Origin of the sequence: Phytoactinopolyspora mesophila, assembly GCF_010122465.1 — a bacterium.
GTDB lineage: Bacteria > Actinomycetota > Actinomycetes > Jiangellales > Jiangellaceae > Phytoactinopolyspora > Phytoactinopolyspora mesophila.
In genome coordinates, this window is sequence record NZ_WLZY01000007.1 from 78,608 (window position 1) to 100,923 (window position 22,316).

Consider the following 22,316-nt stretch of genomic DNA (forward strand, 5'->3'; position numbering starts at 1 on the left):
CTCCTCGTCGTCGGGGCGGTGGCCGCCGGCGTTGATGAATAGCGGGGGTCGTGGACCGGCGGCATCGTCTGCCGCCGAGCCCACCAGGGCACGTACTAGACCCTGGCCGCTGCCCTCAGCTGGTCCACCCGGTCTGTGCGCTCCCAGGGCAGGTCGACGTCCGTGCGGCCAAAGTGGCCATAGGCAGCCGTCGGGGCGTAGATCGGCCGCAAGAGGTCCAGATCGCGCACGATCGCCGCGGGGCGCAGGTCAAAGACCTCTTCGATGGCCATCTGAATCTTGGCGGGGTCGACCTTCTCGCTGCCGAAGGTCTCGATGAACAGACCGACGGGCGCGGCCTTGCCGATGGCGTAGGCGACCTGCACCTCGATCTTGTCGGCCAGGCCGGCGGCGACGGCATTCTTGGCCACCCAGCGCAGCGCGTAAGCGGCCGAGCGGTCCACCTTGGACGGGTCCTTGCCGGAGAACGCGCCGCCGCCGTGACGTGCGTAGCCGCCGTAGGTGTCCACGATGATCTTCCGGCCGGTCAAGCCGGCGTCACCCACCGGGCCGCCGATGACGAACCGGCCGGTCGGGTTGACCAGCAACCGGGTGTTGGAAGTGTCCAGGCCGAGCGCCTCGATCTCCGGCTTCATGACCTGGTCACGAACGTCGACGGTCAGCATCTCTTCGAGGTCGATGTCAGCGGCGTGCTGGCTCGACACGACGACGGTCTCCAGCCGCACCGGCTTGCCGTCCTCGTACTCCACGGTGACCTGAGTCTTGCCGTCCGGACGCAGATACGGCAGAGCGCCGTTCTTACGGACCTCCGTCAAGCGGCGCGACAGCCGGTGCGCCAGCGCGATCGGCAACGGCATCAATTCCGGCGTCTCGGTGCACGCGAAGCCGAACATCAAGCCTTGGTCACCGGCGCCCTGAGCGGCGATCTCGTCCTTGTCGCCCTCGACTCGGGCCTCGAACGCGGTGTCCACACCCTGCGCGATGTCCGGGGACTGCGCATCGATGGCAACGTTGACGCCACAGGATGCGCCGTCGAAGCCCTTCGCGGAGGAGTCATAGCCGATCTCCAGGATGCGCTCGCGCACCACGGACGGGATGTCCACATAACCCGCGGTGGTGACTTCACCGGCCACGTGGACCTGGCCGGTGGTGATCAGTGTCTCGCACGCTACCCGGGACTTCGGATCCTGTTCGAGCATCGCGTCCAGGATCGAGTCGCTGATCGCGTCGCTCATCTTGTCGGGATGCCCCTCGGTAACCGACTCGCTGGTGAACAAACGTCGATGTGCCATAACTGTTAACTCTCTTCTCTGTCTTGACGGTCGCGCTGTGCCGCGCCGGTCAGGGAACACGTCTTTTGGGGCCCGGAGCCGAATAGGCTCCGGGCCTCCGAAGGTCTTACCGGCGCGCGACGAAGACGCCCCATGCGAGGTTCCCGGCGTTCCCGCCGTTGACCCAATTCTTCAAGCCCGCCTTCATTCGCTCCTGGTACTCCGAGCTCACCCGGCCGTCCAGGTCGCTTGTCCGCTTCTCGAGCTCATTCAGCACGCGGCCATAGTGTTGCGGCAATTGCGCGCTTTCGTCGTGGAACTCCACCTGGCCGAGGCCGAGTCGCCAAAGCTCACGGCGGTAGTAATCGGGCGAGCCCATGGTCTCGAGTTGCAGCCTGGCCAGAATCGGCTCCAGCGCTCCCCGCGGGCAATCGTCGGCGGCCATCGGGTCGGTGAAGATGAACGTCCCGCTCGGCCGCAGAACACGGGTCGCTTCCTCGAGCACCCGGCTGCGATCGCCGCTGTGCAAGAACGCGTCCTGCGACCAGATGACGTCGTAGGAATTGTCTTCGAACGGCAGGTCCTCGAATGAACCGTCGACGACAGTGATCAGGTCGTCGAGATTCTGCTCACGGTTGAGCTTGCGGTTTCGCTCGTTCTCGACCTCACTGAGGTTGAGACAGGTGACTTTGCAGCCGAATGTCTTCGCCAGGTAACGAGCCGATCCTCCGTAGCCAGCACCGAGGTCGAGAATCTTCGTGTCTTCATCCAGCTTGAGTGCCGCTGCCATCTGCTCGACGGTTCGGCGGCTCGCGGTGGCGATGTCTTCGTCGGGCGAGGCGTAGAGGCCGACGTGGATGTCTTCGCCGCCCCACACGATCGCGTAGAAGTTGTCCGCGTCATCAGAGTTGTAGTAGTCACGCGCCACGTTGACGGTGGACGAGTACACGTCGGTCAACTCCTCATCCGGCCGGTAACGCTTCTCTGCCACGTGGATGAAGAAATCTGGCTCGTCCTCGCGGTACGTCTGCTGGAAATCGCCATAAGTCTCGATGCGCTGGAATCCAACCTCGCGCATGAGCCGCCGCACATAGTTCTTCCGCAACGGGTACATATTGAGGTGGTATTCAGAGCCATCCGCGAAGTTATAGCGGAAACGCGCCAACCCGTCGTCGACATGTTCCGGCACAGCGGAGACATCTTCACCGCAATAGTAATATGTATGCTTCGACGAAAAGCCTTGATCGAGGATCGAGTCGTAATTACGCTGATCTAGAATCAAGATTCCGTCATGCTTGAGCATTGCATAAAATTCAGCGAGCGCCTTACGCCGGTCGCGCTCGGTGAACAGGTGGGTAAATGAATTACCAAGACACACGATTGCGTCATATTCACCATGCACGTCACGGTTGAGCCAGCGCCAGTCGGCGTTTACCACGCGAAGGATGTGACCACCGTGCTTGACGCCGTTCTCGAAGGCCTTGGCCAGCATCTGCGGACTGCCGTCGGCGCTGACCGTCTCGAACCCCTCTTCGAGGAGCCGCACGGAATGAAATCCGGTACCGGTGGCCACGTCCAGCACCTTGCGCACGCCGTGCTTCTTCAATTGCTCGACGAAGAAGGTGCCCTCGCTCTCCGAGCGCGCCTTCCAGTCGATCAGCTCGTCCCACTTGTCGACGAAGCCCGTGACGTATTCTTCGGTGTAGTGATCGGTGGTGCGAACTTCTAGCGGATCGTCACCGAAGTCCTGGTGAACATCGGGGTTACCGGATGACTCCGGCTCCGGCTCCTTGGCTCTGCCTGCAACTTCAACGGCTTCGCTGTTCTTTCTCGCCATGCACAACTCCCAGTGTTCACGCAGCCCGCCGGACATGCGGTGGCCGAAGCATCGTTGGGTCAGCCGCCAGCAGCCCTCGTAAGCCGGATCTGGTCGCAGGCGGCGTGCGCCTTGGCACAGACGCTTTCCGCCCGCCTCTCGTCCGACACCCGTCGGTATTTCACAGGACCGGTCCCAGCGTCACGACGCGGCCTGCTGCTCGGCCGCGTCGCACGCTTAATACGCTAAAGGATGCGATCGGACATATCAACTCTCGCCCCAAGAATGCGCCCTGACCTGGGCATTTTCCGAGAATTCAGATGGAAGATCAACACAAGTCCCGGAAGCCTTCCCGGGGCACTAGATCAGCCCAGATTCAATGCCGTAAAGTAGTGACGTTATCCCACCTTGTTTGCATGATCATTGCTGGTGGACCGCACATTGCGGAGAATGCTCGGAGCGCTGATCGGATCCTCACAACGCGATGGAACTGACATTATCAGCTTGTCTAGAAATGTTCCCATCAGCGCAACCGTTTCAAATAGCGCAACTTTTTCGCCTTTTCTTTACTGTCGCCTAGTCAGTGAGAATGTCGCCATTTGCCTAGGTCAGGGCCGTGTTTCAGGCCCTCCCGGGCGGATCCCGCCGGTCCACCATGTGGTACAAGGGACCATCCTCAGCGGCACCCGCTGACTCGCCGGGGACCCCGCGGCTGTCGCGACGACGCTCGAACGTGGTCGAATACGAGCATGGTCTCCACCGACGACGCACTGCCGATCGTGTCCGCTGGTGTCGTTCTGCTGATCGGTCTGTGCCTGACCATCGCCTGGATACCCGCTCGCGGCCGGTATCCAGGGGGACTCCCCGCCCGAGTCGCCATCTCGCTAGGGGTGGCCGCGATCGCCTGGGAGCCGGTGGGGCTAGGTGTGCTCGGCGCGGTCTTGAGCGCCATGGGGGTGGCCATCTGGTGGGCCGGCCGGCCGGAACCTGAGCTGCCACGTCCCCGTCGACGAGGTCTCGTCATAGCTGCCGTCGTGAGCGGCCTGCTGGTGCTCGCCTCTCTGGATGGGTGGGGTCCCTTCGCCCGCGTACACGAAGACATCCGCGCCATCGCCACGGTGTTCGTCGTCGCTGTGTGCCTTCTCGGCACCCTTGCCGTCGCCGACCGCGCACGTGTCACGTTCCGGGATGCGCTACGCAGGCGAATCGAACAGAGCAGCCAGCACCCGACGATGTCCGCCTGATCACGCCAGCTCGTAGCGCACGGCCAGCGCGAACAGGCAGTCGCCGGGCGGCGTGCCCATTTGCCCCGCGTTCTAAGGTGCTGCGCAGCCGGGCGCGGCCACCGGTTCCGGCGGCGGAGCGCCCAGAGCCGGCATGCCCAGCAGCACCCGCCCCTGGCCGTCGTCAGCCTGCGAGGCACGCGTGGCTCGCTCATAGGCGTCACCAGCCCGGGTGGGGCGAACCTCGTACCGCCCTCCGGCGAGTGCCGAGTCAGCGACCAGGTGGTGCGGCGCAGCACGCGTGACCTCGACGGTCACGATGTCGCCCGGCCGGGGCAACGGCGTGTTGGCGGGCACGGCGAAGTGCACGAGACGGTTGTCCCGCGCCCGGCCTGAGAGCCGCTGGTACTTCTCATCCTTGCGGCCTTCGCCGTCGGCCACCAGGACCTCGACCTCTGCTCCGACCAGCCCGCCGGCCTCGCTCCACGCGACCTCGTCGACCAGAGCGGCCAACCGCTGATACCGCTCTTTGACGACGTCTGGCGGCACCTGCTCCTCCATCTCGGCGGCAGGAGTCCCCGGCCGCTTGGAGTACTGGAACGTGAAAGCCGAGGCGAACCGGGCCTCGCGCACCACGTGCAGCGTCTGTTCGAAGTCCGCGTCCGTCTCACCTGGGAAACCAACGATGATGTCGGTAGTGATGGCCGCGTGTGGCATCGCTTCCCGGACCCGGCCCACAATGTCCAGGTAACGCTGCTGCCGATACGACCTGCGCATTGCCCGCAGGATCCGGTCTGAGCCGGACTGCAGTGGCATGTGCAGTTGCGGCATCACCGTGGGTGTCTCCGCCATGGCGGCGATGACGTCGTCGGTGAAGTCACGCGGATGCGGGCTGGTGAACCGCACCCGTTCCAGGCCGTCGACGGCGCCCACGGCTCTGAGCAGCTTGCCGAACGCGTAACGGTCGCCGAACTCGACACCGTACGCGTTGACGTTCTGCCCTAACAGCGTGACCTCGATGACGCCGTCGGACACGAGCGCCTCGACCTCGGCGAGAACGTCGCCCGGGCGGCGGTCCTTCTCGCGTCCGCGCAACGCGGGCACGATGCAGAAGGTACAGGTGTTGTTGCACCCTACGCTGACGGCTACCCAGGCAGAGTACGGACTCTCCCGTCGCGAAGGTAGCGAGGACGGAAAGACCTCCAGCGCCTCGACGATCTCGACCTGCGCCTCCTGCTCTATCCGCGCACGCTCCAGCAGCGCCGGTAGTGAACCGACGTTGTGGGTCCCGAAGACGACATCGACCCACGGCGCGCGTCGGACGATCTCGTCCCGGTCTTTCTGCGCCAGACAACCGCCCACGGCGATCTGCATACCCTCCCGGCCGGCCTTCACCGAGGCCAGGTGGCCGAGGTTGCCGTAGAGCTTGTTGTCCGCGTTCTCCCGGACGGCACAGGTGTTGAGCACGACGACGTCCGCCCGCCGGACGTCGTCGGCCTTGGTCAAACCGGCATCGTCAAGCAACCCGGCCAGCCGCTCGGAGTCGTGGACGTTCATCTGGCACCCGAAGGTGCGGACATGGTAAGTACGCTCGCTCATCTCAGTACCAAGGCTACGCTGTCATCGCGGCCTGCCGCCGCCGAGCATGGGGTCCGGTCCACCACTGCCAGAAGAAGATCGCCAGCCCGCCGGCCAGACCGATGGCATCAGCGGCGATCGAACCGTGCAGCAGCAATAGCCCGGAAGCCGCCAAGCACACCCGCAAAGCAGGGTTGATCTTGCGATCGACGTACCCTACGACGGCCACCCCGAGGCACAGGATCCCGAACAGTGCGCTGAGGAAGGCGAGTATCCCGGTGACCCAGGTCGCGTCCTGCAGCAACAACTCCGGCGACAGCAGGAACATGTAGGGCACCACAAAACCACCGAGTGCGATACGCGCCGATTGCACACCCGTGCGCATCGGATTGCTACGAGCAATACCCGATGCAGCATATGAAGCGAGACAGACAGGCGGCGTGATGTCGGCCAACACACCGAAGTAGTAGACGAACATGTGAGCGATGAGGATCTGTTCGGGACCGAACCCTCCCGCGATCATGATGGCCGGTGCGGCCAGGGTGGCGGTGATCACGTAGTTCGCCGTGGTCGGCACCCCGATCCCCAGGATGAGACAGGCGACCATCGCCAGTACCGCCGTCGGCAGCAGGTAGCCTCCGGCGAGGTTCACCAGCTCACGGCCCAGCTGCAGCCCAACGCCCGTCAACGTGATGACGCCGGCGATGAGCCCCGCGGCGGCACACGCCACGATGATCGGCAGCGCCAGCCGGGCGGCGTCGACCAGTCCGTCCAGGAACGTCAACGGCGAGAGCTTGTCCTCCATCGCCCGCCATCGCCGGAAGGCCAACATGATGAGCTGCGCGAGCACGTTGATCCCGATCGCGACGACGATCGCCGTCGTGGCCGCCCGCATCGGCGTCTGCCCCTGAAGCAGGACAACGAAGATCACGATGATCGGGATCAGCAAGTATCCCTTACGAAGGATCAGCTTTCGCACGTTAGGCAGCTGGTCACGCGGGAGGCCGCCGATCCCCAGACGCTTCGAGTCGTAGTGAATGATCACGTACTGCGCGACGAAGAAGAGGATGGCCGGGATGATCGCGGCCTTCATGATCTCCGAGTACGGCTGCCCGGTGATGTCGATCATGATGAACGCCGCCGCGCCCATGATCGGAGGCGCGAGCTGGCCACCGGTGGACGACGCCGCCTCGACCGCGCCGGCATACTCGCCCTTGTATCCCGACTTCTTCATCATCGGAATAGTGAAAGCGCCGTTGCCCACCGTGTTGGCGACCGAGCTCCCGGTGATGGTCCCGGAGAATGCGCTGGTCATAACCCCGACTTTGGCTGTCCCACCGGTCATCCATCCGGTGGCGCCGAAAGCCGCCTCGGTGAAGAACTTCTCCATGCCGGTGCGCTGCAGCATCGCGGCAAAAATCATGAACAGATAAATGAATGTGGACGATACCGCGATCGGTGTCCCGAAGACCCCTTCGGTGCCGAGGAACTGCGTGGAGACAATCCGGTCGATCGAGTAGCCGCCGTGCTGCAGGAAACCCGGCATCTGCTCACCCAGATAGGCATAAGCCAGCATGACCACCGCCACCGCCACCAGCGGTGTACCGATGACGCGCTGGGCGGCCACCAGGATCAGCATGATGCCGATCGTGCCAACGGCGAGATGGACGTCATCATGTCGGCCCGCCTGGCTGAGAATCTCCCTGGAGTTGAAGAACAGATACAGCCCGCTGAAGAACCCGAGGAGCGAAAGCACGACGTCAGCCACGGGCATACCGGCCAGCGCCCACGGGGCGTGTCTGGCGGCCTGGACAAGCAGTACTATGCCGACCGCCGGCAACGCCGCGTGCAGGCCCGCGTCGCCTATGGCAACGAGGTACAGCAGACCTGCCAGGATCATTCCGGTGATAATCCAGCTGCGGCGGATCTCTCGCTTCTGAAACTCCATCTTGGCCGGGTACAGCAGAAACGTCAGTCCCAGACCGAACGCCAGATGGAATGTCCGCTGCTGGTGGCTCGGTAGCTGCCCGAAGATGGCCGTATACAGATGGAAGACACTCAGCGACAGCGCCAGGATGAAGAACGCCCACCGCCACCACACCTGCATATGCGCACGCGTCTTGACCGTCGCCTCGGTGAAGCCGGCTTCCTCGAGCTGAGCTACATCCTTCTCGATCTCCTTGATGATCTCGTCGGGCAGCTCAGCGGGAACCTGCGCCGAAGCTCGGCTCACGTATCCCTCATGGGGAACCGGCCCGGGCTGTCTGTCGTCAGCCATCGCCTCCGCCTTGTCTATCGTTCGTGAACAGCGAGTTCGACATACTCGCCCGCGCGGGCGACATCCAGCAACCGCACCCGGTCACCGTCGGAGAAAACCAGCACGTGATCAACCGCCTCGCTGCCGACCCGGACCGGGACCGTGCCGATCGGGAAACCGTGATGCAGGACACGATACGCGCCGTCTTCGTGAAGGAACGTCGTCGTCCGATCACCGCTCTCTTCCGCGCCCGCGGGAAGGTTGGGACCGAACTCGTCGAACCAAAGCTCGTCGAGCAGGATCTGTGGGGCCTCATCGATCGAGAACGACTCGACCACCAGCCTCTTGGTCACTGAATGAGTGTGTTCCAAGTCGAACCCCTCACCAGGCGCGACGGGCCGACTGAAGGCCACCGTTTCCGCACCGTGGTCGTAGATCTCAAGCCGGAGCTCGCCGGAACCGGCCAGCCGCATCCACCCGGCGCCCGCCAGCGACAGCAGAAGGGCGACCAGCAACGTGCCCACGACATATCTGGCCCGACGCTGCCGCGAAGGTGGTGCGGCTTCGGATTCCAGCCGCACCACCCGGTTCGAAGCAGTCCTGCTCACCTCGAGGCTCGCCTTTCTGATCAGCGCCCGCCAACGGTCACCACGCGCCAGTTCGAGCGGGTTCACCCGCCGACGGGTTCATCGCCCCTCGTGAGACCTCAGTCCAACGCGCCGACCTCTTCGTAGTACCGCTCGGCGCCCGGATGCAGCGGAATGTCACCACGGCCGTCCAGCGCGGTCTCGATGTCGATCTCTTCCGCCGTGGCGTGCGCGGCGATAATCGCCTCGGTCTCCTGGTACATCACCCTGGTGAGCTCGTAGGCGGTGTCGTCGTCGAGATCCGACCGGGCATAGAGCGTCGCCCAGTTGGTCACCAGTGTGGCCGGCTCGTCAATGTTGGTGTAGGTGCCGGGCTCGTACGGGACCTCGGTCAATGATGGATCATCGGTCAGCGTCTGCTCCAGCAGCTCACCTTCGAGCGAGACCAGAGTCAGGTCGATGGCCGTCGCGACCTCCTCGAGGCTACCGGCCGGCAGCGCCAGGATGCCGAACGTCGCGTCGATGGAACCGTCTCGGAGCCGGTCGGCGGCGTCACCGAAGGTGTCCTGGAACTCCTCGACCTGAATGCCGGCCCGCTCCATGAGGTCACGAGCGAACGCTTCTGTCCCGCTGCCAGGCGGGCCGATCGCCACGCGCATGCCGTCCAGGTCCTCAACCGTCTCGATACCGGCATCGGCACGCGCGACGATCTGGTTGACCTCCCGGTAGACGTTGCCGATGAAGGTGATGTCGTGATCTTCGCCGTCGAACGGATCAGCGCCGGCATGGGCGAGCGCGGCCCGTCCGTTCACCGCCATGATCAGGTCGACCTCTTCGTCGTGCAGGAGCGCGAGGTTCTCGTCCGATGCACCACTGGATTGGGTACTCACCCGCACGTCTTCGACGTTGTCGTTCCACACGCCGGCGATAGCACCACCAAGCGGGAAGTACGTGCCGCCGGTGGAACCCGTAGCGATGGTGAGGGACTCCGTACCGTCCCCACACGCCGCCAGGAATAACGCGGGAGCCGCCAGCAACGCGGCAATCCGTCCCGCTTTAGTGCGCTCCGCCCTTGTCATGTTCATTGTCCTCCTCGAGATCAGAAAACCCATAGCCGCATCGCGAGGCGTTGACCAGAGGCCGCGGCCGCGATCCGGCGGTGCTACGGGGTGTTGTCCTCGTTCGTGGTAGATCGGAGTTTCATGGTCGACTCCACGGATCACTAGGACAAACAGGTGACTTTGCGTTGACGTTAAGGCCGCCTGGAAGCCACGGGCAAGGAGATCAGCACTCCGGCGTGTCTGGGACGCGGAACCGAGTCGGATTCGTGTCACGTTCGTGACACATCGCGCCTGGCCGCCCGCTCGCGGCGAACGACTCGTGGTCCCTGCGGGGGAACTAGCGAGCGAACTCCGTGGAGCGAGATTCCCGAACCACCGTGATCCGGATCTGACCCGGGTAGGTGAGTTCCTCCTCGACCTGTTTGGCGATATCCCGCGCCAGCACCTGCGCCTGGAGGTCGTCCACGACGTCGGGCAGCACCATGACCCGGACTTCTCGCCCGGCCTGCATGGCGAAGACCTTCTCGACGCCCTCCTGCGACATCGCGATCTCTTCCAGCCGCTCGAGCCGCTTCACATAGGCCTCGAGGGACTCCCGCCGGGCTCCCGGACGACTGCCGGAGATCGCATCGGCCGCCTGCGTCAGAACGGCCTCCACGGTGCGGACCTCGACCTCGTTGTGGTGCGCCTCGATGGCGTGCACGACGTCTTCGCTCTCGCCGTAGCGACGCGCGATCTCGGCCCCGATCAGAGCGTGGCTGCCGTCAACCTCATGAGTGAGTGCCTTGCCGATGTCGTGCAGGAGCGCACAACGCTTGGCCAGCGCGACGTCGAGACCGAGCTCCGCGGCCATCACCCCGGCCAGATGCGCGGACTCCAGCAGATGCTGAAGCACGTTCTGACCGTACGACGTGCGATACCGCAACCGGCCGAGCAACACGACCAGATCGGGGTGCACGTCGGCAACACCGACCTCGACCAAGGCGTCTTCGCCGGCGCGCACACAAAGGTTCTCGACCTCGGCCTTACTGCGGTGGTACTGCTCCTCGATTCGGTGCGGGTGAATCCGGCCGTCGAGGACGAGCTGTTCCAGTGTCAACCGCGCGATCTCACGGCGCACCGGATCGAAGCACGAGAGAAGCACCGCCTCCGGGGTGTCGTCGATGATGACGTTCACGCCGGTGATTTGCTCGAAAGCCCTGATGTTGCGGCCTTCGCGGCCGATGATGCGCCCTTTCATCTCATCGCCGGGCAGATTCAGCACCGACACCACGGCTTCGGCCGTTTGCTCCGACGCAAGGCGCTGAATGGCCAGTGTGATGATTTCCCGCGCGCGCTTCTTGGCGTCCTCGTTCGCCTCGCGTTCGATTTCCCGCGCTCTGATGGCCGCTTCTCGCTTGGCCTGGTTCTCTATCACTTCGACGAGTTCGTTCTTCGCCTCGTCGGCGCTCAGGCCGGCGACTCGTGCCAACTCGGCCTGCCGAGCATTCTCGAGTTCTTCGAGTTCGACGAATTTGGCCGCGATAGCCGCCTCTTGGCGAGATAGCTCGTACTCGCGGCCCTCCAGGGCACGGTTCTCAATATGAAGCCGAGCTTCGCGTTGGCCGAGCCGCGCCTCTCGCTGTTCTAGATCGAGCCGTTTTTCCCGAATCTGCGCATTCGTTTCGTCTGCGTGCTGCTCGAATTGTTCTGCCTCGGCACGCGCACGCTGAAGAATCTCGGTGGCTTCATTCTGTGCCGCCTCGGTGATACCGGCGGCTTGAGCCTGCGCTGCTTCTTGTTCGGCAGAAATAGCTGCCTGCTGCTCGTCAGCGGAACGCTGACTGGCGCGACGAACAAGGAAGAAGGCAACAACTGTAGCGGCGACAACCGCGACAATGCCGACGATGAGGATCGCAGTACCAGTCTCCATCGTCGGCTCCTCACATCAGCGCCCTCGCGGGCGAAGCTTCGGCGGAAACCGTCCGCAACCGCGATGGTCGTCATGCACAAGAGCCTCGTGCCCTGCCCACCATACTGAGCTAGCCATATATGGCCAACCACATCCCACAGCCCACGCATCGTATGCGCGCCGTCGAATACTAACCCCTTCGCGCCGCCTGGTGAGACGGAGGTCCGGCGTTTAGGTGCCCCGATGTCGTGCTGCTATGTCGATCCGCGGTGCGGAGTACTTTCCACCTTTAGCATCGAGGCTACGTAAGGGCGAACACAAGGTCAAGGCAGGGTAACCTTACTGCGCCCTGCAGGCGACATGGCCGCGGGCGTCCTCATACGTTCCAGCGGAACAAGACCGGCCTGCGCGGGAACATCCTCGCACAGTAATGAACGTCGCGAAAGATCATTCTTCAAGTGGTTCCGGCGGCATGCTGGACTCGTCCACGCCCTCGGATTCGAGCATTTCGCGCACCACGCGATAGGCCAGACCCGCCGGGTAACCCTTCCGCCCCAACATGCTGATCAACCTCCTACTGCGAGCCGCGGGATCGAGCCTCCGGGTGCCGGCCAATCGTTTGACGACAAGATCTCTGGCCATTTGCTCTTCCTGCTCGGCAGGCACTGCCTCGACGGCTTGCTCCACCACCCCCGGCGATACCCCCCGCTGACGCAGCTCGTGACTCAAGGCTCGCCTGGCCAGCCCGCGCCCGGTATGGCGGGACTCTACCCATGCGGCGGCAAACGCGGCGTCGTCGACCAGCTTGACCTCGCTGAATCGATCCAACACCCGGTCTCGCACATCTTCGGGCACGCCCTTTTTCTTCATCGCCTGATCAAGCTGGGCACGTGTCTGCGGCGCTGCTGCCAAGCGGCGCAGCGCGACAGACCGAGCCACGCTCTCCGGGTCAGCGAGCTCAGACCCTTCGTCCAACTGGCTTTCCGGGTTCTCAGCAGTGTCTGAGAACCCGTGTTCGCCGTTACTCATCGAACGCTGCCACCACAAAGATTTCAGAAATCAACCGGCGCTTCTTCTACCGCCGTGTCAATCTTTGGGCCTACGCCGAGCTTCTCCTTGATCTTCTTCTCGATCTCGTCGGCGAGGTCCGGATTCTCTTTCAGGAAATTACGAGCATTCTCTTTACCTTGTCCCAGTTGGTCACCTTCGTAGGTGTACCAAGCACCGGATTTCCGGACGATACTCTGCTCAACCCCGAGGTCGATCAAACCACCCTCGCGGCTGATCCCCTCGCCGTAGAGGATGTCGAACTCGGCCTGCTTGAACGGCGGCGCCACCTTGTTCTTGACGACCTTGACACGAGTACGGTTTCCCACCGCGTCAGTGCCGTCCTTCAACGTCTCGATCCGGCGGATGTCGAGACGGACAGAAGCGTAGAACTTCAGCGCCTTTCCACCCGATGTGGTCTCGGGCGACCCGAAGAAGACGCCGACCTTCTCACGGAGCTGGTTGATGAAAATGGCGGTGGTCTTGGACTGGCTCAGAGCACCGGCAAGTTTACGTAGCGCCTGGCTCATCAGCCGCGCTTGCAACCCCACATGACTGTCCCCCATCTCACCCTCGATCTCCGCCCGTGGCACCAGTGCGGCCACTGAGTCGACGACGATGATGTCCAGAGCACCCGAGCGAATCAGCGTGTCCGCGATCTCCAGCGCCTGCTCACCGGTGTCAGGCTGGGACACCAGCAGCGCATCGGTATCAACGCCCAGCGCCTTGGCATACTCCGGGTCCAGCGCGTGCTCGGCGTCGATGAAGCCGGCTACCCCGCCGGCCTTCTGAGCATTAGCCACCGCGTGCAGAGCGACGGTGGTCTTACCGCTGCTCTCCGGGCCGTACATCTCCACCACCCGGCCACGGGGCAACCCACCGATGCCGAGTGCCACGTCCAACGAGATCGCCCCCGTGGGGATGATCTCGACGGGTGCGCGGGCTTCCTCGCCCAAGCGCATCACCGATCCCTTGCCATACGCTCGCTCAATCTGCGCGAGCGCAGTGTCAAGGGCCTTCTCGCGATCTGCGGGAGCTGCCATGGATACCACCTGAGATTGACGGGCCGCCCCGCGGCCCTGAGTTCGTTTAGCCATCGATCGAGACACTACGCCGTGCCACTGACAGGGTCGAGATCAAAACTGGCCCTGTGGATAACATTCGCTGTCTCGACATGTTCCACACGCTATACCGAACCTCTGTTCGAACGCGAGCGACACGCCGTCGCAGCCACTCCCGCCCGCCCACCCACCCACCCCAGGTGATCGTCAGTGCGTTGTGGTCGCTCTGAGGTGATCAAGAGTGGGTTGAGGCTGCGCGTCAGCGACCACAACGCACTGACGATCACCGCAAAGGGGTGCCCTCACGGGGAGCCGTGGACCAGTTCGCCGTCGAGGAAAGTGGCGACCACCGGCACGTCGGCCAACGACGCGGCCTCGACGTGGCGCGGATCGTCACCCAGCACGACGAGATCTGCACACATCCCCGGTTTGAGGACGCCCACCTGGTCCTCCATCCGGCACGCGTACGCACTCCCCGTGGTGTAGGCCGCGAGCGCTTCGTCCACGGTGACGGATTCGTCCGCACCGATCGGAACACCCCCTGAACTAGTGCGCTGCACCATCTGCTGGATCGCCCGCAACGGCGCGCCGTCGGAGACCGGACGGTCTGAACTGCCCGCAAGGCCGATGCCGTGGTCGAGGAACGAGCGCCCCCGGTAGAGCCACTTGCTACGCCGCTCCCCCACCAGCCGGTGGTAGTCGTCGCCGAAGACGCGCAGGAAGGTCGGCTGCACGACCGCGGTCAGCCCGGCCGCGGCCATCCGTTGCAGCTGGTCCGGACGGACCAGCCCGGCGTGCTCGATCCGGTGCCGGGCATCCGGGCGTGGATCGGCCGTCTGCGCCGCCATCACCGCGTTGATCGCCTGGTCGATGGCCCGGTCGCCGATGGCGTGCAGCGCCAGTTGCCAGCCGGCCCGGTGGGCATCGCTCACCAGCGACGTCAGTTCGGCGTCGGAGTAGGTGAGCTGACCGAGCCCGGCATCGCCCGCGTAGGGCTCGCTCACCGCGGCGGTACGGGCCGACATGCCGCCGTCGAGCCAGAGCTTGGTCGCGCCGATCGCCAGGCGCGCACTTCCCAGTCCGGTCCGCATCCCCAAGTCGATCGACCGGGCGATACCGTCCTCGGGCGCTGCCCCTGACTCCCGCAGCATCGTGGCCGGCGGCATCACCTGCACCCGGACCGGAAGCCGGCCCTGCTCCAATGCGTACTGATAAGCAGCGAGCTCCACCGGTGAGAAGCCGGCCAGGCCGGTGGCGATACCTGCGTCGGCACACGTGGTCACGCCTTGCGCCAGACACTGCCGCCCCGCCGTCTCGATCGCGTCGACGATCTCCTGGACACTGAGCGGCAGCCGCACCGCGCGAGGCAAAGCCATGGCGTCCTCGGTGAACAGGCCGGTAGGCCGCCCGTCACCCGCTGTCTCGACACCAGGCGCGGCGCCAGCGTACTCGTCGTCAGAAATGAGATCGAGAACCGCACGGGAGACCAGGCACGCGTGTCCGGAGACGTGGGTGATGAACACCTTACGGCCGGGAACCACCGTCTCCAGGTCCTGCCACGTGAGATGTCCGCCCAGCGGCCGCTGGTCGTATCCCGCCAGATCCACCCACCGGCCGTCCGGCGTCGCCGCTGCCGCCCCGGCTACCGCCTCGAGCACCGCGTCCTTGCTCCGGCATGCCGAAAGATCGACGAGCTGACTGGCGACGCCGGTCCACGTCAGGTGGGTATGGGCATCGACGAAGCCCGGCAGCACCGTAGCGCCTCCGAGGTCGATGGTGCGCGCCGCCGGCAGCCCGGCTACGTCCTCGTCCAGGCCGACGATCCGGCCCGCCCAGACGCCGATGACCGATGCGGTCGGCCGCTCCGGGTCCATCGTCAGCGCCTGGCACCCGGTGATCCGCAGGTCGAGCTGCATACTTCTCCTCTCCGGGCCCCTGCCGACGGCAGGTCGATCCCGGTCCTACGCCTGCAAAGGCGGTCCGCTCAGTACGTCGAGAACAGTATCGGCGGGAGTCCACGCCGGGGTCCTGATCGGCACGAACTCCGCAGCGGGCCGCCCGGCCGACGGTGCCGGTGATCCGTTCACCGTCCTGCGCATCACACAGCTACTCGGTAGTGCCGCGGACACTAACGCTCGGCGGGAGTGAGGTTCAGCGCCTCACATACCGCGCGCCAGACCACCCTCGTGTCTTCACCGGCTTCGAGGGCTTGGTGAACGGTGCGCTCCCCCAGGGTGTCGAGCACGTAGTCCCGCGCCCAGGAGTCGGCGTACGCCGACCCGAGGTGGTGTTCCATCCGCAACCAGAAGTCCGTCAACCGCACGCACCCAGTATGTGCCATCTCCGTGGCGCTGAGGACCGCCGGCCCGCGCAGGGCACTAGTAACGGCTGCGATCGTGCGTGATCTCTACGTCACCGGCGGAGGGTGGCCCCAGGGCCGAACCGTCCCAGCCATAGTGCGCAGGCGAGGTGTTGACCCAGTAGCTCGGCGTGCGTCCGGTGAACTTGCGGGACTCACGGATGTAATGAGACTGGTCGGCGTACTTGCCCAACGGCGTGTGCTCGCGCGCCACGATATCGGCGCCCAGCTGAGCGGAGAGGCGTATCTGCTGGATGATCGGGGTGGGAGGCTGCCCGGCATAGCGGCGGAAGATCCGTTCTTCCTGGCGCTGGCTCACCGTCGCCCGGGCGGCCCCGTCTCCGGCCACTATGCCCTGCCACCGCTCGAGGAATATCTCTTCGTCGAAATGCAGCGGCACCGATTCCCGCACGTCTCGTAGCAGCTCCGGCCAGCGCCGCGGATCGAACTCCTGGAACGGCGTCAGCAGCGGCATCTCGACGGCGGAGAAGCCCTTGTTCACGAAAAGACGAGGGTGTCCCAGCAGGACCTTGATCAGATTGGGGGTGCACAGTGCGAGCACTCCCTGTCGCACACCGTGCAGATGCCAAACCCGCGAGTGCGGGCCGAACAGCCGCACGCGCGGGCCGTCGCGGAGGAGTGTGACGAAAGGTGAGGGCAGGAGCAGAAGGCTCCCGGCGGGGCTGTGCTGAATCCGGTGCAGGAACTCACCCACAGCTGCGCGCCCCTTCGATCCGTCTCGAAGCCATCGTAGCTTCAAAACATGTCGGTTTCGTTCTATCGACCTCGATGACCCGCCGCATAACGTCAAGCTGTACGAAATCGGCGATAGGGGAATCGATGGCGCTGGGACCGAAAGCCATGGGCGAGGCGATCGCCGCCAACCTCAAGGTGAAGACGGGAAAGCCGCTGGAGGACTGGCTGGCGTCGCTCGACGCCGAGCAGCCCAGCGACGCCAAGGCGGCGGCCACCTGGCTCAGGCAGCAGGGTCTCGGCCATTTCCAGGCGCAACTGGTGGTTCAGAAATGGAATGGCGAGCCGTTGTACGACGACCCCGCTCAGATCGTGGCTGATCTGTTCGAGGGCTTCGACGAGCAAGAACGCCTGTACAACCGAGTCGTCGACGACGTGAGCGCCCGCTACGAAGTGGTGGTCAATCCCTGCAAGGGATATGTCCCGCTGTACTCGAAGCGCAACCGGATCTTCGCCTCGTTCAAGCCGACCGCTGAAGGGCTGTACATCGGGCTGATCGGCAGCAGCTTCGATTTCCCGACAGTGCCGCACGCCAGATCGCTCGGTGGCTCTGAGCGGATGGTCCGCGGCCGGTTCGTCGCCGACGCAGAGGCCGGTGTGGAGGCCGTCTGCCAGTCCTATGAGAACGAAGAGAACGGAGACTGATGTGATTCAGAAGATCGGCGTGATTTCGGTGCCGGTACACGACCAGCAGCGGGCCAAGGAGTTCTTCACCGGCGTCCTCGGCTTCGCCGAGGTGCGCGACGAGCCGTACACCAGCGAAGCGCGGTGGATCGAGCTCGCGCCTGAAGGCGCCGAGACCGCCATCACCCTGGTGACCTGGTTTCCCGCCATGCCACCGGGCGGGCTGGCCGGCATGGTGCTGAAGAGCGACGATGTGACCCGGGTCCACAAGTCCGTGGCCGAGTCGGCGGCCAGCGACGTCACCGACCCGGTCAGCGCGCCGTGGGGCACGTCATTCACCTTCACCGACACCGAAGGCAACGGCTGGATCGTGCAACAGGACTGAGGTTGGTGGACCAGGCCGACCAGCCGCCCACCGGTGCCTTCGACGAGATCGCTCTGGGCTGTCGGTGCGGCACGGCAGGATAGGTGGCATGGAGAACGTCCTCGAGATGTTCGGCCCGGCCACCCGTGCCTGGTTCACGAACTCGTTCGGCCGGCCGACGGCGGCGCAAGAGCATGCGTGGCGTGCAGTCGCGGCCGGCCGCAGCTCCCTGGTGGTGGCGCCCACCGGCTCGGGTAAAACGCTCGCCGCCTTCCTCTGGGCGCTGGACCGGCTCGTCTCCGGCCCCGTGCCGGCCGATCCGCTCCAGCGCTGCCGCGTGCTGTATGTGTCCCCGCTCAAGGCACTCACCGTCGATGTGGACCGCAACCTGCGGGCACCGCTGGAGGGGATCCGCCGGTCAGCCGCTGAGTTCGGACTCCCGGCGCCCGAGGTCACCACCACGGTCCGTACCGGAGACACCCCGGCCGACGAAAGACGACGCTTCGCCCGGCGGCCGGCCGACATCCTGATCACCACTCCCGAGTCCTTGTTTCTCCTGCTGACGTCCCAGGCCCGGGAATCCCTTCGAGGCGTGCACACGGTCATCGTCGACGAGGTCCACGCCGTGGCCGGCACCAAACGCGGTTCCCACCTGGCCTTGTCCTTGGAACGGCTCGACGCGCTACTGCCCGCCCCCGCTCAGCGCATCGGCCTGTCAGCCACGGTGCGCCCGGTGGACGAGGTCGCCGGGTTCCTCGGCGGCGCCCGTCCGGTCGACGTCGTGGCTCCGGCCAGCGAGAAGGCATGGGATCTGCGTGTCGTGGTCCCCGTGCCGACGCTGTCCGAGCTGGACGCCACGGACCGCGGGCCGGCCAAACCCGGCGAGGCCGGATCGCAGGCATCAGCCGACGGCTCCAGCGAGGGCTCGATCTGGCCGCATGTCGAGCAACGTGTCGCGGGTCTTATCGGCCAGCACAATTCCACCCTCGTGTTCGCCAACTCCCGGCGCCTGGCCGAACGTCTGACCAGCCGGTTGAACGAGATCGCCGAGGAGACACCCGAGCCACGGCATTCGCCGGCCGAGGTCATCGCTCAGTCCGGCGCCGCGCGCGGCGCCGGCGGAACGCTGGCCCGCGCTCACCACGGCTCGGTCAGCAAGGAACAGCGGGCACTCATCGAGGACGACCTCAAGTCCGGCCGGCTGCCCGCGGTGGTCGCTACCAGCAGTCTCGAACTAGGCATCGACATGGGCGCCGTGGACCTCGTCGTTCAGGTCGAGTCCCCGCCCTCCGTGGCCAGCGGGCTCCAGCGGGTCGGCCGGGCCGGGCATCAGGTCGGCGCCACCTCCCATGGTGTGCTCTTTCCCAAGTACCGGGGTGATCTGATCCAGACGGCCGTGGTGTGCGAACGGATGCGCCAGGGTCTCATCGAAGAGTTGGTGGTCCCCCGCAATCCGCTCGACGTGCTCGCCCAGCAGATCGTCGCCATGGTGGCTATGGATGATTGGCACGTCGACCAACTGCTGGAGCTCGTCCGCCGGGCTTACCCGTTCCGCGAGCTACCGGAGTCCTCCTTCCAGGCGGTGCTGGACATGCTCGCCGGGCGCTACCCCTCCGACGAGTTCGCCGAGCTACGTCCCCGGCTGGTGTGGAACCGGGACGACGGCACGCTGCACGGCAGGCCCGGTAGCCAGCGGCTCGCCGTCACCAGCGGCGGCACCATTCCCGATCGTGGGCTGTTCGGCGTCTATCTCGCCGGCGCCGACACCCGGCGCACCAATTCGCGAGTGGGCGAACTGGACGAGGAGATGGTCTACGAGTCCCGCGTCGGCGACGTCTTCTCTCTCGGCGCCACCAGCTGGCGGATCGAGGAGATCACTCACGACCGCGTCATCGTCTCCCCCGCCCCCGGACATGCGGGCCGGTTGCCGTTCTGGAAAGGCGACACCCTCGGCCGGCCGGCCGAGCTGGGCGCGGCGGTCGGAGCGTTCGTCCGGGAGATCGCGGCCGCTGACGAGCCCGACGCCCGGCAGCGCGCCACCCATGCCGGTCTGGACGAATGGGCCACGGACAACCTCCTCGAGTACGTGCACGAGCAACGCGCCGCCACCGGTCAGGTGCCGGATGACCAGACCATTCTCGTCGAGCGATTCCGGGACGAACTGGGCGACTGGCGCCTCGTCGTGCACTCTCCCTACGGGGCCCAGGTGCATGCCCCGTGGGCATTGGCGCTGGGGGCCCGCCTGCGGGAACGCTACGGCGTCGACGTACAGGCGGTCTACGCCGACGACGGCGTGGTACTGCGCATCCCGGACACATGGGACAGCGCCAGCAACGCCGCCGTGCGCCGCGGATCGGACGTCGAGCTGGTCGTCCTGGCCCCGGACGAGGTGGACGATCTCGTCACCGCGGAGGTCGGAGCGTCGGCGCTGTTCGCCTCGCGGTTCCGCGAATGCGCGGCGCGGGCTCTGCTCCTGCCCCGGCGCCAGCCCGGACGGCGTTCGCCACTCTGGCAGCAGCGGCAACGCTCGTCACAGCTGCTGTCCGTTGCTTCCAAGTACGGCTCGTTTCCCATGTTGCTGGAGACGATGCGCGAGTGCCTGCAGGACGTCTATGACCTACCTGGGCTGAACCAGCTGATGCGCGATATCGACGCCGGCCGGATCCGCGTCGTCGAGGTCGAGACCCCGCAGCCTTCCCCGTTCGCCCGCTCGCTGCTGTTCGGCTACGTCGAGGCATTCCTCTACGAGAACGACGCGCCACTGGCCGAGCGCCGTGCCCAGGCACTGACCCTCGATTCGGCGCTCTTGTCCGAGCTATTGGGGCACACCGAACTACGCGAGCTGCTCGATCTGTCGGTCATCGAGCGCACCGAGGCCGAGCTTCAGCGTCTCGTCGACGACCGCAAAGCCCGCGATTCCGAGGCTGTGGCCGATCTTCTGCGGCTGCTCGGGCCACTGAGCACCCCGGAGGTCGCGAAACGCTGTGCCGAGCCCGATGAGGCTCCGGTTTATCTAGAGAGCCTGGCCGGCCAGCGTCGGATCGCCGCGGTCCGGGTCGCGGGCGACGAGCGCTGGGCCGCCGTCGAAGACGTCGCCCGTCTCCGTGACGCGCTCGGTGTCGCGCCGCCGGAGGGAATCCATCCCGATTTCACCGAAACGGTAGCTGACCCACTCGGTGATCTTGTGGCCAGATACGCCCGCACACACGGCCCGTTCCAGGCCGAGGCAGTGGCCGAACGGTTGGGCCTGGGGCGAGCCGTGGTCGCGGGCGCACTGCGGCAACTGGTGGCCGATGGTCGTCTCGTCGAAGGACACTTGCGCCCGGGGACATCCGGCGTGGACTGGTGCGACGCCGAGGTACTGCGCCTGTTGCGCCGCCGTTCTCTTGCGTCGTTACGCCAGGAAGCCGAGCCCGTCGATCCCCCCACCCTCGCCCGGTTCCTCCCGGCCTGGCAGTCGGTGAACGGTTCGTTGCACGGCCCCGACGGCGTGCTGCGCGTGGTGGAACAGCTGGACGGGGTCCCGGTGCCGGCCAGCGCTCTAGAGCGGCTGATCCTCACCGCCCGAATGCCGGAATACAACCCAGTGTGGCTCGACGAGCTCACTACCGCGGGTGAAATCCTCTGGGCCGGCCGTGGCGTCATCCCGGGAGGTGACGGATGGGTTTCTTTGCACCTGGCCGATACCGCCGATCTGACGCTACCTGAGCCGGACGAGATCCCGGGCAGTATCGTGCACCAGGAGCTGGTCGGTGCGCTGGAGGCCGGCGGGGCGTTCTTCTTCCGACAGCTCAGCGACGTCGTCTCCGCAGCCGTCAGCGCGCAGGACAAGATCCGCGGTGCCACCGCGACCCTCGCCGAGGTCGCTGATTCCCTGGCTACGCCGCCCAAGATCACCGATCAGGAACTCACCTCGGCCCTGTGGGACCTGGTGTGGGCCGGGTTGATCACCAATGACTCCCTCGCGCCCTTGCGCTCGCTGCTGGCCGGACGCCGAGCCAGCCACCGGCAGCGCCCGGCGCCGACGCGCTCCCGGCCCCGCCGTGCCAGAACCCATCCGCCGGCCAGATCGGGGCCGCCGTCGGCGGCCGGACGGTGGTCACTGCTTCCCGAACGCGACCTCGATCCGACGCGCCGGGCGCATACCACCGCCGAGACATTGCTGGAGCGTCACGGCGTCGTCACTCGCGGCGCCGTCGTGGCCGAGCGTGTTCCCGGCGGATTCGCCGCCGCGTACAAAGTGCTCGCCGCCTTCGAAGACTCCGGGCGGGCCAGGCGCGGGTACTTCGTCGCCGGGCTGGGCGCGGCGCAGTTCGCGACGGTCGGCGCCGTCGACCGGCTCCGCACGTTCGCCTCGCACACCGGCGGCGGGGGCGGGGGGGGCGGCGCAACCCGCAGAACACACCGCCCAAAACCACACCCAC

Annotated in this window: 16 protein-coding genes; 4 read left to right on the forward strand and 12 right to left on the reverse strand. The window is 65.6% G+C overall.

Annotated elements, in window-relative coordinates; translation table 11 throughout:
* Positions 1 to 95: 95 nt before the first annotated feature.
* A complete protein-coding gene (gene metK, locus F7O44_RS19360) occupies positions 96 to 1,292 on the reverse strand; it encodes a methionine adenosyltransferase (RefSeq protein WP_162451938.1) in 1,197 nt (398 codons plus the stop codon).
* Between the two features lie 106 nt (positions 1,293 to 1,398).
* Positions 1,399 to 3,144 carry a glycine/sarcosine N-methyltransferase gene (locus tag F7O44_RS19365; RefSeq protein WP_222851508.1) on the reverse strand — a complete coding sequence of 582 codons (1,746 nt, stop codon included), beginning with the start codon at positions 3,142 to 3,144 and terminating at the stop codon, positions 1,399 to 1,401.
* A 692-nt stretch (positions 3,145 to 3,836) separates the two neighbouring features.
* Between F7O44_RS19365 and F7O44_RS19370 the strand changes: the two genes are divergently transcribed.
* Positions 3,837 to 4,331 carry a hypothetical protein gene (locus F7O44_RS19370; RefSeq protein WP_162451939.1) on the forward strand — a complete coding sequence of 165 codons (495 nt, stop codon included), beginning with the start codon at positions 3,837 to 3,839 and terminating at the stop codon, positions 4,329 to 4,331.
* Between the two features lie 72 nt (positions 4,332 to 4,403).
* Here the strand turns inward: F7O44_RS19370 and miaB are convergent, their stop codons facing one another.
* The 10 genes from miaB to F7O44_RS19420 all read right to left on the reverse strand — a co-directional run bounded on the left by miaB (position 4,404) and on the right by F7O44_RS19420 (position 16,866).
* Positions 4,404 to 5,909, reverse strand: coding sequence for a tRNA (N6-isopentenyl adenosine(37)-C2)-methylthiotransferase MiaB (miaB, locus tag F7O44_RS19375; RefSeq protein WP_162451940.1), 1,506 nt, complete (start codon positions 5,907 to 5,909; stop codon positions 4,404 to 4,406).
* 13 nt (positions 5,910 to 5,922) lie between these two features.
* A complete protein-coding gene (locus F7O44_RS19380; protein ID WP_162451941.1) occupies positions 5,923 to 8,166 on the reverse strand; it encodes a TRAP transporter permease in 2,244 nt (747 codons plus the stop codon).
* Positions 8,167 to 8,180: 14 nt separating this feature from the next.
* Positions 8,181 to 8,753, reverse strand: a complete 573-nt coding sequence (locus tag F7O44_RS19385; RefSeq protein WP_162451942.1) for a DUF1850 domain-containing protein — start codon at positions 8,751 to 8,753, stop codon at positions 8,181 to 8,183.
* A 98-nt stretch (positions 8,754 to 8,851) separates the two neighbouring features.
* Positions 8,852 to 9,817 (reverse strand): TAXI family TRAP transporter solute-binding subunit, encoded by a 966-nt coding sequence (locus F7O44_RS19390; RefSeq protein WP_222851509.1) that lies wholly within the window; start codon positions 9,815 to 9,817, stop codon positions 8,852 to 8,854.
* 313 nt (positions 9,818 to 10,130) lie between these two features.
* Entirely contained in the window at positions 10,131 to 11,705 is a 1,575-nt protein-coding gene (gene rny / locus F7O44_RS19395; RefSeq protein ID WP_162451943.1) for a ribonuclease Y, read from the reverse strand.
* A gap of 426 nt (positions 11,706 to 12,131) precedes the next feature.
* A complete protein-coding gene (locus F7O44_RS19400) occupies positions 12,132 to 12,713 on the reverse strand; it encodes a regulatory protein RecX (RefSeq protein WP_162451944.1) in 582 nt (193 codons plus the stop codon).
* 23 nt (positions 12,714 to 12,736) lie between these two features.
* The gene (recA, locus tag F7O44_RS19405; protein WP_162451945.1) at positions 12,737 to 13,774 is read right to left on the reverse strand and encodes a recombinase RecA; all 1,038 of its coding nucleotides are present in this window, start codon (positions 13,772 to 13,774) and stop codon (positions 12,737 to 12,739) included.
* Between the two features lie 320 nt (positions 13,775 to 14,094).
* Positions 14,095 to 15,708, reverse strand: a complete 1,614-nt coding sequence (locus F7O44_RS19410) for an amidohydrolase (RefSeq protein ID WP_162451946.1) — start codon at positions 15,706 to 15,708, stop codon at positions 14,095 to 14,097.
* A 212-nt stretch (positions 15,709 to 15,920) separates the two neighbouring features.
* Positions 15,921 to 16,115, reverse strand: coding sequence for a DUF3046 domain-containing protein (locus F7O44_RS19415; protein ID WP_162451947.1), 195 nt, complete (start codon positions 16,113 to 16,115; stop codon positions 15,921 to 15,923).
* Between the two features lie 55 nt (positions 16,116 to 16,170).
* Positions 16,171 to 16,866, reverse strand: coding sequence for a helix-turn-helix domain-containing protein (locus tag F7O44_RS19420; RefSeq protein ID WP_162451948.1), 696 nt, complete (start codon positions 16,864 to 16,866; stop codon positions 16,171 to 16,173).
* A gap of 125 nt (positions 16,867 to 16,991) precedes the next feature.
* Here F7O44_RS19420 and F7O44_RS19425 point away from each other — a divergent pair, with 125 nt between their 5' ends.
* From F7O44_RS19425 to F7O44_RS19435, 3 genes are all read left to right on the forward strand, one after another.
* On the forward strand, positions 16,992 to 17,549 hold the full coding sequence (locus F7O44_RS19425) for a DUF4287 domain-containing protein (protein ID WP_162451949.1): 558 nt from the start codon (positions 16,992 to 16,994) through the stop codon (positions 17,547 to 17,549).
* A 1-nt stretch (position 17,550) separates the two neighbouring features.
* Complete coding sequence (locus F7O44_RS19430; RefSeq protein ID WP_162451950.1) at positions 17,551 to 17,913, forward strand: VOC family protein; 363 nt, start codon at positions 17,551 to 17,553, stop codon at positions 17,911 to 17,913.
* 88 nt (positions 17,914 to 18,001) lie between these two features.
* Positions 18,002 to 22,316: ATP-dependent helicase (locus tag F7O44_RS19435; protein WP_222851510.1), on the forward strand; the 4,315-nt coding region annotated here is incomplete at its 3' end.

Coding starts and splice junctions, on each gene's coding strand:
- rny (WP_162451943.1), bottom strand. CDS start 11,705: ATGGAGACTGGTACTGCGATCCTCATCGTCGGCATTGTCGCGGTTGTC.
- metK (WP_162451938.1), bottom strand. CDS start 1,292: ATGGCACATCGACGTTTGTTCACCAGCGAGTCGGTTACCGAGGGGCAT.
- F7O44_RS19380 (WP_162451941.1), bottom strand. CDS start 8,166: ATGGCTGACGACAGACAGCCCGGGCCGGTTCCCCATGAGGGATACGTG.
- recA (WP_162451945.1), bottom strand. CDS start 13,774: ATGGCAGCTCCCGCAGATCGCGAGAAGGCCCTTGACACTGCGCTCGCG.
- F7O44_RS19390 (WP_222851509.1), bottom strand. CDS start 9,817: ATGAACATGACAAGGGCGGAGCGCACTAAAGCGGGACGGATTGCCGCG.
- F7O44_RS19365 (WP_222851508.1), bottom strand. CDS start 3,144: ATGTCCGGCGGGCTGCGTGAACACTGGGAGTTGTGCATGGCGAGAAAG.
- F7O44_RS19400 (WP_162451944.1), bottom strand. CDS start 12,713: ATGAGTAACGGCGAACACGGGTTCTCAGACACTGCTGAGAACCCGGAA.
- miaB (WP_162451940.1), bottom strand. CDS start 5,909: ATGAGCGAGCGTACTTACCATGTCCGCACCTTCGGGTGCCAGATGAAC.
- F7O44_RS19370 (WP_162451939.1), top strand. CDS start 3,837: ATGGTCTCCACCGACGACGCACTGCCGATCGTGTCCGCTGGTGTCGTT.
- F7O44_RS19425 (WP_162451949.1), top strand. CDS start 16,992: ATGGCGCTGGGACCGAAAGCCATGGGCGAGGCGATCGCCGCCAACCTC.
- F7O44_RS19410 (WP_162451946.1), bottom strand. CDS start 15,708: ATGCAGCTCGACCTGCGGATCACCGGGTGCCAGGCGCTGACGATGGAC.